General features: G+C 62.1%; 15 protein-coding genes. 10 read left to right on the forward strand and 5 right to left on the reverse strand.

Annotated elements, in window-relative coordinates:
• The first annotated feature begins 9 nt into the window (after positions 1-9).
• From KGA81_RS06900 to KGA81_RS06945, 10 genes are all read left to right on the forward strand, one after another.
• On the forward strand, positions 10-324 hold the full coding sequence (locus KGA81_RS06900) for a c-type cytochrome (protein WP_223545145.1): 315 nt from the start codon (positions 10-12) through the stop codon (positions 322-324).
• Positions 325-340: 16 nt separating this feature from the next.
• On the forward strand, positions 341-667 hold the full coding sequence (locus KGA81_RS06905; RefSeq protein ID WP_223545146.1) for a c-type cytochrome: 327 nt from the start codon (positions 341-343) through the stop codon (positions 665-667).
• A complete protein-coding gene (locus tag KGA81_RS06910; protein WP_223545147.1) occupies positions 664-1,842 on the forward strand; it encodes a cytochrome D1 domain-containing protein in 1,179 nt (392 codons plus the stop codon). Before KGA81_RS06905 ends, KGA81_RS06910 begins: the two co-directional genes overlap by 4 nt.
• A 1-nt stretch (position 1,843) precedes the next feature.
• Positions 1,844-2,302 (forward strand): Lrp/AsnC family transcriptional regulator, encoded by a 459-nt coding sequence (locus KGA81_RS06915; protein ID WP_223545148.1) that lies wholly within the window; start codon positions 1,844-1,846, stop codon positions 2,300-2,302.
• Entirely contained in the window at positions 2,299-2,814 is a 516-nt protein-coding gene (locus tag KGA81_RS06920; protein ID WP_223545149.1) for an Lrp/AsnC family transcriptional regulator, read from the forward strand. Before KGA81_RS06915 ends, KGA81_RS06920 begins: the two co-directional genes overlap by 4 nt.
• Positions 2,807-3,250 carry an Lrp/AsnC family transcriptional regulator gene (locus KGA81_RS06925; RefSeq protein WP_223545150.1) on the forward strand — a complete coding sequence of 148 codons (444 nt, stop codon included), beginning with the start codon at positions 2,807-2,809 and terminating at the stop codon, positions 3,248-3,250. The genes KGA81_RS06920 and KGA81_RS06925 overlap by 8 nt, the downstream gene beginning before the upstream one ends.
• Positions 3,225-3,728, forward strand: a complete 504-nt coding sequence (locus KGA81_RS06930; protein WP_223545151.1) for an Lrp/AsnC family transcriptional regulator — start codon at positions 3,225-3,227, stop codon at positions 3,726-3,728. Before KGA81_RS06925 ends, KGA81_RS06930 begins: the two co-directional genes overlap by 26 nt.
• A gap of 26 nt (positions 3,729-3,754) precedes the next feature.
• Positions 3,755-4,933 carry a heme d1 biosynthesis radical SAM protein NirJ gene (nirJ, locus tag KGA81_RS06935; RefSeq protein WP_223545152.1) on the forward strand — a complete coding sequence of 393 codons (1,179 nt, stop codon included), beginning with the start codon at positions 3,755-3,757 and terminating at the stop codon, positions 4,931-4,933.
• Between the two features lie 70 nt (positions 4,934-5,003).
• A complete protein-coding gene (gene cobA, locus KGA81_RS06940; RefSeq protein WP_223545153.1) occupies positions 5,004-5,843 on the forward strand; it encodes a uroporphyrinogen-III C-methyltransferase in 840 nt (279 codons plus the stop codon).
• Positions 5,840-7,333 (forward strand): cytochrome D1 domain-containing protein, encoded by a 1,494-nt coding sequence (locus KGA81_RS06945; protein WP_223545154.1) that lies wholly within the window; start codon positions 5,840-5,842, stop codon positions 7,331-7,333. The genes cobA and KGA81_RS06945 overlap by 4 nt, the downstream gene beginning before the upstream one ends.
• 187 nt (positions 7,334-7,520) lie before the next feature.
• Here KGA81_RS06945 and KGA81_RS06950 read toward each other — a convergent pair whose 3' ends face one another.
• The 5 genes from KGA81_RS06950 to KGA81_RS06970 form a co-directional block, all read right to left on the reverse strand.
• Entirely contained in the window at positions 7,521-8,264 is a 744-nt protein-coding gene (locus tag KGA81_RS06950) for an SDR family NAD(P)-dependent oxidoreductase (protein ID WP_223545155.1), read from the reverse strand.
• A gap of 115 nt (positions 8,265-8,379) precedes the next feature.
• On the reverse strand, positions 8,380-8,907 hold the full coding sequence (locus KGA81_RS06955; RefSeq protein WP_223545156.1) for a nitrous oxide reductase accessory protein NosL: 528 nt from the start codon (positions 8,905-8,907) through the stop codon (positions 8,380-8,382).
• A 31-nt stretch (positions 8,908-8,938) separates the two neighbouring features.
• Positions 8,939-9,769 (reverse strand): ABC transporter permease, encoded by an 831-nt coding sequence (locus tag KGA81_RS06960; RefSeq protein WP_223545157.1) that lies wholly within the window; start codon positions 9,767-9,769, stop codon positions 8,939-8,941.
• Positions 9,766-10,689, reverse strand: a complete 924-nt coding sequence (locus KGA81_RS06965; protein WP_223545158.1) for an ABC transporter ATP-binding protein — start codon at positions 10,687-10,689, stop codon at positions 9,766-9,768. Before KGA81_RS06965 ends, KGA81_RS06960 begins: the two co-directional genes overlap by 4 nt.
• Positions 10,686-11,975 carry a nitrous oxide reductase family maturation protein NosD gene (locus KGA81_RS06970; protein WP_223545159.1) on the reverse strand — a complete coding sequence of 430 codons (1,290 nt, stop codon included), beginning with the start codon at positions 11,973-11,975 and terminating at the stop codon, positions 10,686-10,688. The genes KGA81_RS06965 and KGA81_RS06970 overlap by 4 nt, the downstream gene beginning before the upstream one ends.
• Positions 11,976-11,989: the final 14 nt, after the last annotated feature.

Raw genomic sequence — 11,989 nt, forward strand, 5'->3', positions numbered from 1 at the left:
GGAACAACCATGAAAAATACTCTGTTTTCACTGTTCGCCCTGACCGCTGCGCTGAGTGTGCAGCCGGCCATTGCCCAAGACGGCCAGGAACTGTTCAAGAGCAAACCCTGCGCCGCCTGCCATTCCATCGACACCAAGTTGGTCGGCCCGGCGCTCAAGGATGTCGCGGCCAAGAACGCTGGCGTGGCCGGGGCCGTGGACACCCTGGCCAGCCACATCAAGAACGGTACGCAAGGCAATTGGGGCCCGATGCCAATGCCCGCCAACCCGGTGACGGATGAAGAAGCGAAGACACTTGCAACCTGGGTCCTGAGTCTCAAATAGCCAACTGGAGGGCGTCATGAAGGTTTATCGACACGCTGCGATTCTGGCGGCCCTCCTCCTCATTTGCGCAACTGCGGTTGCCGCGCCGGACGCCAAGCGTCAGGCACAACTCGAACATTTGCTGGCCCAGGACTGCGGCGCCTGCCATGGACTGCACATGACCGGCGGGCTGGGTCCCGACCTGACCCGCGCAACGCTGGCGGGCAAGTCCAGGGACAGCCTGATAGCCACCGTCAGCCAAGGCCGGCCCGGCACCGCGATGCCCGGCTGGGCTCCGTTACTCACCCCGGACGACATCCGTTGGCTGGTCGATCTTCTTCTCCAGGGATATCCCGCGCCATGATCCGTTCAACCCTGCTTTTAGCAGCGACCGGGCTGTTGTTATCCGCCTGCGCGCAGTCCCCCTTGCGTGGTACCGGCGATCTGGGCGTGGTGGTGGAGCGCGCCACCGGCAGCGTGCAAATCATTGAAAGCAACACCCGCACGGCACTGGCCCGACTCGAGGGTCTGGGCGATCTGTCCCATGCCTCGGTGGTGTTTTCCCGCGACCAGCGCTATGCCTATGTGTTCGGCCGCGACGGCGGGCTGAGCAAGATCGACCTGCTGACCCAACGCATCGATCAACGGGTGATACAGGGCGGCAACAGCATCGGCGGCGCGATCAGTCAGGACGGCAAACTCATCGCCGTATCCAATTACGTGCCCGGCGGGGTCAAGGTGTTCGATGCCGAAAACCTGCAACTGTTGGCCGATATTCCGGCCACGCCCCTGGCCGATCGCACCAGGCGCTCACGGGTGGTCGGCCTGGTCGATGCGCCCGGGCAGCGTTTTGTGTTCAGCCTGTTCGATACCGGCGAGATCTGGACCGCCGATTTCAGTCAAGGCAACACGCCTCGGATCAGCCGATTCACCGACATCGGCCAGCAACCCTACGACGCGTTGGTGACCCCGGATGGTCGCTATTACATGGCGGGACTGTTCGGCGAAGACGGCATGGCGCAACTCGACCTCTGGCATCCAGAGCGCGGGGTGCAGCGAGTGCTCGGTGACTACGGACGCGGCCAGGCGAAACTGCCCGTCTACAAGATGCCGCATCTGGAGGGCTGGGCCGTTGCCGACAATCAGGCCTTCGTGCCCGCTGTCGGCCGTCACCAGGTGCTGGTGATGGATTCGCGCACGTGGCAGCAGACCGCTGCCATCCCGGTGGCAGGCCAACCGGTGTTCGTCACGTCGCGGCCGGACGGTCGGCAGCTGTGGGTCAATTTCGCCTACCCGGACAACGATCGGGTACAGGTCATCGACACTGAAACCCACGCCGTGGTCGCCGATCTGCGACCAGGGCCGGCGGTGCTGCACATGGAATTCACCGCCCGTGGCGACCAGTTGTGGCTGTCGTTACGCGATGGCGATCAGGTTCAAGTCTGGGACCCGTACAGCCTGAAGCAGTTGAGCACCCTTCCCGCCACCGCGCCGAGCGGCATCTTCTTCAGCAGTCGCGCGCAAAAAATGGGCTATTGAAATGAACCTCGACCTGCTCAGCCGCCAATTGATCGACCGCTTCCAGCACGGGATGCCGCTGTGCGCGGAACCTTACAAGGAAATGGCGCGGATTCTCGGTTGCCGCGAGGCCCAGGTGATGGCCTGCCTGGAAGAAATGGATCAGGCCGGCACCCTTTCCCGGATCGGCCCGGTGTTCGAACACAGTCGCGCCGGGGCCAGCACCCTCGCCGCCCTCGCCGTGCCCGCCGAACGCTTGCAACAGGTCGCCGAGCACGTCAGCCAGTATCCCGAGGTCAACCATAACTACGCGCGGGAGCACTTCTACAACCTGTGGTTTGTGCTGACCGGTCCTGATCGCCAACACATCGAACGCGTTCTTGAACAACTCGAGAAAGACACCGGCCTCATGCCGCTGGATCTGCCGATGTTGACCGCTTACCGCATCGACCTCGGTTTTGCCCTGGGAGGAAGCTCATGAAGCCGGGGTTGAGTCCCAGACAGGCACTGGCGTTGCGTCGGCATCTGGAAGCCGGGTTGCCGCGGGTATCGCGTCCCTATCAGGCCCTCGCCGAACGGATAGACGCCGATGAAAACCAGGTGCTCGCGCAAATGCGCCTATGGCACGAGCAAGGGCTGTTTCGCCGGGTCGGCCTGGTGCTCAACCACCGCGCGCTGGGTTTTACCGCCAACGCCATGCTGGTGCTGGATGTTCCGGACGCGCTGATCGACGAAGTCGGCCAGCGCCTGGGGCGAGCGCACGGCATCAACCTCTGTTATCAACGGCCGCGGCGTTTGCCGCTGTGGCGCTACAACCTGTTCTGCATGGTTCACGGGCGCCAACGGGCGCAGGTCGAGGCGCAGATCCAGGCGTTGCTGGAAGAACACCTGCTGAGCGACCTGCCCCACCAACTGCTGTTCAGCACTCACGCGTTCAAACAATGCGGCGCACGCTTCGCCCCCTCGCCAACAGGAGCCCCCACCCATGGATGACCTCGACCGTCGACTGATCAACCGTCTGCAACTGGGCCTGCCGCTGGTGCGCTACCCGTGGCAGGCACTGGCCGCCGAACTGGACAGCAGCAGCGCCGAATTGCTCGATCGTCTTCATCAACTACTGGAAGACGGCATGCTCACGCGCTTCGGCCCGATGTTCGACATCGAACGCCTGGGCGGCGCCTTCACCCTGGCGGCGCTGGCGGTGCCGGAAGAACGGTTCGAAGCGGTTGCCGAGCAACTGCACGCCCTGCCTGAAGTGGCGCACAACTACCGTCGCGAACACACCTGGAACATGTGGTTCGTGCTCGGTTGCACGACCGAACAAGGTATCGCTGAAACCCTGCAGCACATCGAAACCCTGACCGGCCTGCCGCTGCTTAACTTGCCCAAAGAGGAGACTTACCATGTCGGTCTGTACTTCCCGGTCTGAAGACACCCTGGCGCACCGTCTGATCGAACTGACCCAGGCCGGCCTGCCATTGCTGGACGACCCGTGGGCCTGGCTCGCCGAACAGCTCAAGCTGAGCATCGAATCCACCCTGGACTTGCTCAAGCGCTTGCAGGCCGAGGGCGCGATCCGGCGAATCGCCGCCGTCCCCAACCACTATCGCCTGGGCTATCGCTACAACGGCATGACGGTCTGGGATGTGCGCGATACCGACATGCCGCGCCTTGGCACGCTGATCGGTGCGCAGCCCTTCGTCAGCCACTGTTATCGACGCCCACGGCGAACCGCGTGGCGCTACAACCTGTTCGCCATGGTCCATGGCCGCAGCCGCGAGGAAATCGACAGCTACCGCGAACACCTGCGCTACCTGCTGGGCGACGCCTGCGCCGCCGACGAGATGCTGGTGAGCAGCCGCATCCTGAAGAAAACCGGTTTGCGGCTGCCGCCAATGCCACGCTGAACACGCGTTTGCTCAAGGAGATTTGCATGTTGAGGATCAGCCAATACCTGCGTGCCCTGACCGGCCAGGCACCTGCCCCCAGAACCAGCCCACCGGGCAGCAACCGGCCGCCGGTGGTGATCTGGAATCTGCTCAGGCGCTGCAACCTGACCTGCAAACACTGCTACGCCACGTCCGCCGACAGTGTCTTTCGCGATGAACTGGATACGCGCGCCGCACTGACTGTGATAGACGATCTGCAGGATGCCGGCGTGAAGGTATTGATTCTTTCCGGCGGTGAACCGCTGCTGCGTGACGATCTGTTTGAGCTCAGCGCCTACGCCCGCACCAAGGGTTTCTTTGTCGCGTTGTCCACCAATGGCACGCTGATCACAGAGCAGAACATCACACAAATCCGCGCAGCGAATTTCGACTATGTCGGGATCAGCATCGATGGTCTGCAAGCTACCCACGATGCCTTCCGCCAACTCAAGGGCAGTTTCGCCAGTTCCATGCGGGCGATCCGCCTCTGTCGCGAACAGGGTATTCGCGTCGGCCTGCGCACTACCCTGACCCAAGAGAACCATCAACAACTGCCCCAATTACTGGCGCTGATGCGCGAGTACGACGTGCAGAAGTTTTATCTGTCACACCTCAACTACAGCGGGCGCGGCAAACGCAGCCGCAAGCTCGATGCCCGGCAGCACATGAGCCGCGAGGCAATGACGCTGATCTTCGAACAGGCCTGGGAAGATATCCAGCAGGGCCGCGACAGCGATTTTGTCAGCGGCAACAACGATGCCGACGCGATTCTCTTGCTGCAATGGGTGAACCTGCATCTCCCCGAACATTACCCGCGCCTGGAACATATGCTCCGCGCTTGGGGCGGCAACGCCTCGGGCAGTGGCATCGCCAACATCGACAACACCGGCGAAGTGCACCCCGACACCTATTGGTGGCAGCACTCGGTGGGCAATGTCCGGCAAACGCCGTTTCGCACGCTCTGGCTGGACCAGCCGGACGCCTTGCTGCAGCAGCTACGTGTGCATCCGCGCGCCGTCGGTGGCCGTTGTGGCCAATGCCGCTGGTTGAACATCTGCAACGGCAATACCCGCACCCGCGCCTGGGCCGAGGGAGACCTCTGGGGCCAGGACCCCGGTTGTCACCTCAGCGATGAAGAAATCGGTATGCCGCCATTAATGACCATCCCTTGCGTCATGCACTGAAACACCCGCCTGGCGAGCCATCTGGCAAAGGATGGGGCCGGCCCACCTGATGAAGAACCAAGGATGTCCCATGCACCCATCGATTGTTTTACCGGCCGCACTTGCGTCCCCGTTCAGACCGGGCGAGGTGGCCCTGGTCGGCGCCGGCCCCGGTGATCCACGCCTGCTGACCCTGCGTGCCTGGAGCCTGTTGATGCAGGCCGACGCCGTGGTTTATGACCGCCTGATCAGCCCCGAGCTGCTGACGTTGATCCCCCTCACCTGCGCCCGGCATTACGTCGGCAAGGCCAGCGGCTGCCATAGCCTGCCCCAGGAACAGATCAACGAACTGCTCGCCGACCTCGCCGATCTGGGGCAACGCGTGGTCCGGCTCAAGGGGGGTGACCCGTTCATCTTCGGCCGTGGCGCCGAGGAGCTGGAGTATCTGCTGCAACGCAACATTGACTGCCAGGTAGTTCCGGGCATTACCGCCGCTTCGGGGTGCAGTGCTTACGCGGGCATTCCGCTGACCCACCGGGATCTGGTCAACTCCTGCCGCTTCATTACCGGGCATTTGCAGCGCGATGGCGAGTTGCAATTGCCCTGGAGCAGCCTCGCCGACAGCAGCCAGACCCTGGTGTTTTACATGGGGTTATCGAACCTCGGAATGATCGCCCAGCGCTTGATCGAAGCCGGAATGGCCGCCGACACACCGGCGGCGCTGATCAGCAATGGCACGCGTCCCGACCAGCACGTCGCGCGAGGCAGGCTGCACCAGCTGCCGGCGCTGGCGCTGGCGTGCCCACCGGGCATTCCGACGCTGACAGTGATCGGCAAAGTGGTCGATCTGTTCGCGACCCAACAGCACAAATACCCGGCGCGCTTCTACCCCGCTCCCGTGTTGCAACGCCACGATAAGGTGGCGATATGAGGCGCATGCTGCTTGCCCCATTATTATGGGTCGGTGCGGCCCATGCCGGCGCAACGCTTCCATCCTCCGAGGCGGCTGCCGACCTCTACCAACAACATTGTCAGCGCTGCCATGGCGTCAACCGTTTCGGCGGTACGGGGCCGGCCTTGCTGCCGGAGAGCCTGAGCCGGATCAGACCCGACGAAATCCGCAGCGTCATTCACAACGGTCGCCCCGCGAGCCAGATGATCGGGTATGCCAACGTGTTCAACGCCACGCAGATCGATGCGCTGGTGGACTACCTCCAGCAATCACCCGCCACCCCACCCACCTGGAGTAACGACGACATTCGCGGCAGTCATTCCATTCTCGCCGATATCAGCAAACTGCCCGACACGCCCCAGCATGGCGCCGATCCGCTGAACCTGTTTGTGGTGGTGGAAGCCGGCGACCATCACATCGACATCCTCGACGGCGATCGTTTCGAAGTGCTGGCGCGGTTTGCTTCGCACTTTGCGGTGCATGGCGGACCGAAGTTCTCGCCTGATGGACGCTTCGTCTATGTGGCCTCTCGCGATGGCTGGATCAGCCTGTACGACTTGCACAACCTGAAGCTGATCGCCGAGGTCCGCGCCGGGCTCAATACCCGCAACCTGGCGGTGAGCAAAGATGGCCGCTGGGTGCTGGTGGGCAACTATCTGCCGGGCAATCTGGTAATACTCGATGCCCGAGATCTGTCGCTGGTCAAAACCATCCCGGCAATCGGCCAGGACGGCACCGCGTCACGGGTCAGCGCGGTCTACACCGCCCCGCCACGGGACAGTTTCATCGTGGCGCTCAAGGACGTGAAGGAAGTCTGGGAGTTGTCGAGCGCCGGCACACCGGACTTCGAACCACGACGGATCCAGGCCGAGGATAGGCTGGACGACTTTTCCTTTTCACCGGACTACAAGCAACTGCTGGCCACGTCGCGCAAGGCCAGGGGCGGCCAGGTGATCGACCTCGACAGTGGCAAGGTGGTCACCGACATACCGCTGCCGGGCATGCCGCACCTTGGGTCCGGGACCTACTGGAAACGTAACGGTGAATGGGTGTTCGCCACGCCGAACATCAGCAAGGGACTGATCTCGGTCATCGACTTCAAGACCTGGAAACTGATCAAGGAAATTCCGACCCTGGGGCCGGGCTTCTTTATGCGCAGTCATGTGACTTCGCGGTATGCCTGGACCGATGTGTTCTTCGGACCGGATAACGACGCGATCCACTTGATTGACAAACAGACTCTGGAAATCGCCCACACCTTGCGACCGATGCCTGGCAAGACGGCCGCCCATGTCGAGTTCACTCGCGATGGTCGCTACTTGTTGCTGAGCGTCTGGGCCACTGATGGCGCGTTGATTGTGTATGACAGCAATACGCTCGAGGAGATCAAGCGTATTCCGATGAACAAGCCGTCGGGCAAGTACAACGTGGGCAACAAGATTGAGTTTGTGGAGGGCACTTCGCACTAGGTTTTGTGCCCAAATATCGAAATACACATCGCACTTGTGGCGAGGGAGCTTGCTCCCGCTGGGGCGCGAAGCGGCCCTAAAAGCAGTCACTGCGTACATTCAGATTAAACGCATGTGCTGATTTTACGACTGCTTCGCAGCCGAGCGGGAGCAAGCTCCCTCGCCACAGGGGTTTGTGTTCACTTCTTCAGCCCAACGTGTACCCGTTATCAACCTTCCAATCCTGCCCATAGACACCCCGGGCGCCTTGGGACAGTTGAAAAACAATCACATTGGCCACCGCCGACGCATCGAGAAAATGACCGGGCAGCAGACGCTTGCCGAGGGTGTCGGCGACGTCATCGAGCTCCCCATCGCTCAACCCCAGGTGGTCCCACATCGAGGTCGCGGTCGGCCCCGGCGAAACAAGGTTGATGCGCACGTCAAAACGCGCAAACTCCACCGCCAATGTGCGCGCCTGAGCCGCCAGCGCGGCCTTGCTGGCGATGCAGGCAGCCAGACCGGGAAAGCTCGAACCGGTCAGAAAACTACCGACAAACACCACCGAAGCCGGGTTCGCCAACTCACCGCGCAACGCCGCCAGGGTGTTCAACGCCCCGGCACCGTTGACCGCCCATTGGCGCTGGAAGGCCGGCATGTCCAGGCTGTCGGCCATTTCGGCGATACCCACGTTGGGCACCAGATAATCCACCCGCCCCAGTGCCGCCGCCCGCCGGGCCAGCCCCTGCAAGTCTTCCTCGCGCGTGACGTCCCCGCTGCACCATTGCAGCCGTTCACCGTAGATCTGTTGCAAGGCCGGCAATTCACCGACGGTGCGTGACATCGCCAGTACCTTGACCCCACGCGGCAACAGCGCGGCGCACAACGCCAGGCCAATCCCGGAGCTGGCACCGGTGATCACCGCCAGACGATCCTGAAACTCGGTTTGCATCATGTTCTCCTGGGCATCGTTAATGCCAAGCACTGGGGACGTTGTGAGCCCCTATCTTTGAACAGACGCAAAAATACCGACTTGACGGCGATCACTTTTCTCGATGGCTCTCCGATCAATGAGTCAAGTGCGACATCGCTGGCTGCTGCTGAAGCACCGCCTGATCGATCTCGCTGAACCGCAGCACACGACCACCCTGGTCAGCGGCCAGTTTTTCCGCAGCCTGCTGGCTGGAGAAAGACGCCAATACCACACCCATTGCTCCCTTGAGTTGGATGCCGACCACGTAAAACGCATCCTTGGCATCGATCAGATGGGCATCATTGGGGACGTTCCACGGACTGCGGCCCATGTCGTGGACATACAACCGGGCCTCGCCATGATGATTTTCCGGTTGCAGCCACCAACCGATCATCTCCGCCGTGGAGCAGAATTTCCTGATGCCGCTGCGCTCGACCACTTCACCCTTGGGCCCGGGGAAGCCGTCGATGATCATGCCGCAAACATGGCATTCATCACTGGGATGAAAAGCACTGGGAGCGTCGCTATAGGTGGCTTGCACCGGTTTGTCACAGGCCGCCAGCAGCAGGCAGACCATCAGGCCCGCCACGGCGCGTGCCGTCGTCGAATACAGATTACTCATCGTCAGATGCTCCAAAAACCAAGGTATGAATTCATGTCGCCCGTCGACGGAACAGCAACCAGGCCAAGCCCAAAGGCACCGCCACCCACAGCAACAGGCACCACCAGAGCACCGAGCCCGGCACAGGCAAATCGCTGCCCAGGGTCAGCACGCCAGTGCTACCGGCGCCGGGTTCGAAACCGCAGAGATTGATCAGGCGATAAATGTCGGCGGGATTGAGCAGCAGTAACCAGGGCAGCACCTTCGGGTTGAACTGCCCTTCGCTCAGCACCAGCAGTGCCAGCAGCGCCAGGTCGAACACCAGCACGAAGAAGAACCACACACCCAGCGCCAGCCCGGCAGCGGTGGATTTCTCGGCAGACACACTGCTCAGCACATAGGCCAGCCCAAGAAAGCCCCAGCCCAGTAACGTCGACGACAGCATGAATCGTCCAAAAGCCCAGAGCAGCAGGTTCAGTTCGACGTCCTCCACCAGCACCGCAATGGCGAGCATCGCGCAGCCGAAACCGATGAGGGTCGCCAGCGCCAGGATCAATCCATGGCCGACGAACTTGCCGAGCAGGATGTGCCCGCGCCCCAGCGGATAGGTCAGCAACAGCAACAACGTGCCGCTTTCGTCTTCGCCGACGATGGCGTCATAGGCCAGCAGCAAAGCAATCAACGGCATCAGGAACGTCGCCAGGCTGGCCAGGCTGGCGATGGTGGCGGGCACCGAGGTGAAGCCCAATTGCCCGGAAGCCGCCGCACCCAACCAGGCGATGCCGGTCGCCAACACCGCGAACAACAGGCTGATCGCCAACAACCAGCGGTTGCGCAAACCGTCATTGAATTCCTTGCGGGCCATGTGCCAGATCGGGCTCATACGGTCTCTCCACTGGGGGTAGCACCGGCCCGGCCCATGTAATAGCGGTAGATGTCCTCCAGGGACGGTGGGTCGATTTCCACGTCGGCCGGCTGGTGTTCATTGAGCAATTGGCGCAACAGGTCCAATTTGTTGCCATTGAGCGCAGCCACTTCAACGCCCTCCACGCCCCAGTGCTGGGTGACGTGCCCGGCGTTGCTCCAGGATTGCCGCAAAGACCCGGCGTGCTTGAGGCCGTTGGCGCGAATCAGCGTCGGCAACCCGGCGTCCTCGCGCAATCTGCGCAGACTGCCGAGGGCCAGCAGGCGCCCCTGGGTCAGAATCGCAGCACGGTTGATATGCGCCTCGACCCCCGGCAATACGTGGGAACAGAGAATGATGCTGGTGCCCTGGCTGCGCAGCCGGTCGAGTAACCGATAGAGGTCTTGAGTGGCGATGGGGTCGAGGCCGACGGTCGGCTCGTCGAGCAGTAACAAACGCGGCTCGCCGAGCAAGGCTTGCGCCAGTCCCAGGCGCTGGCGCATGCCTTTGGAATAGGTCTTGACCCGTCGATGCGCCGCGTTCGCCAGGCCGACTTCCTCCAGCAGCAGGTCCACCTGCGCGGGCGCTGCACCTTTGAGTCGGGCGAAATGACGCAAGGTCTCCAGGCCGCTCATCTGCGGATAGAAGGTCACGTTCTCCGGCAAATAGCCGAGCAGACGCCGAACCTGCGGATCACTGGGCAATCGGCCGAACACCTTGACCAGCCCTTCACTGGCCTGGAGCAGACCGAGCACCAGTTTCATGCTGGTAGTCTTGCCCGCGCCGTTGTGCCCGAACAAGCCCAGCACTTCACCTTCGCCCAGGCTCAGGTTCAATTGATGCAACACGGTGGTGTGCCCATAGCGTTGGCTGACGCCTTCCATGTCGATGACGTTCATGCGGTGGGCTCCTGGGTCAGGGGTCGTGTGGTGGGATTCATCAGCGGATGGCTGTCCAGGACACCCGGCGATTTCATCACCGCAAAGGCCCGTTGCACCCAGCGCAGCAATTCGATCCCGGGGCTGTTCATCAACAGCCGCACTTGCGGGTACAGCCACAGCAAGCGGTCGACGTTGTCGTTGGGTTCGTAGGCGATATCGCCCAGGCCATCGTTGTTGCGATCCCAGCCCAGGTAATCGCTCCAGTAATTGCCCCGGCCATCCGCTGACCATTCCTGCAAGCGGGTGGCGACGTACTTGACCTGCCGTTGGTTGCCGACAAAGGCGTTGTCGGCGATGCGGTTGTCTTCGGAGCCGGCGGTGAGGTGAATGCCCACGGCGCTGTGCTCGAAGTGGTTGTGTTCGATGCTGTTGAACAGCGAGTTGTAGATGAACAACGCCTTGCCCTCGGCGCCGCTGATCATGCTGTCGCCGGTCGAGCCGTCGCGCACGTCCGTGACGAAGTTGTCGCGCAAGGTTGAATACGTGATGTAGTTCATCAGGATGCCGTAGTTCTGATCCTGTTCGGAGCGGTTGCCGATCACCGTGAGCTTGCGGCTTTGCATCAAGGCGTAGCCGGTGCGGGTGCGGCGGGTGGTGTTGCCGATCAGCCGGTTGTCGTTGGCGAACATGTAATGCACGCCGTAACGCAGGTCTTCCAGGGTGTTGCCCTGCAGCAAGTTGCCGTTGGAAGTGTCGATGTAGATGCCATCGCGGGTGTCGCGCACCTGATTGCCGATGACCCGGGCACCCTGCACCGCATACAGATGAATACCGTTGCCACGATCCTGGGAGCGCAGCGCCGGATCCCCCTGGATGTGGTTGTCGATCAGGCTCGCATCCTGCGTACCGTCGACCCAGATACCGAAACCCTGGCCCTGCAGGCGATTGCCTTTGATCACCGCGCCACGGGCCTGTGGCTGGAGGAACACCGCCGCATTCATGGCCGTGAGGTCGTGCCCCCAATCCAGAAAGGTACAGCCCTCGATCCGGACATCGGGGGCGCTGACAATCACGCCGTTGCCCTGCCCTTGCGCCTGAAACACCGCGCCGGGCTCGCAGACAATCTGCATCGGTCGATCGACGCTGAACGAGCCACGGTACTCGCCCGCCGGCAGGTGCCAGCGTTGTTCAGCGTCAACCCGCAACGGCAACGCGGTGATGGGTTGCACCGCCAGCGCACTGCCGGACATCAGCAGGAGCGCAAACGCGATTACCTTGATCGGATAGCGCTTGATATCGGTCATCGGTCCGCTCCTGT

It is taken from the genome of Pseudomonas sp. A-B-19 (genome assembly GCF_019947515.1).
Classification (GTDB): Bacteria; Pseudomonadota; Gammaproteobacteria; order Pseudomonadales; family Pseudomonadaceae; genus Aquipseudomonas.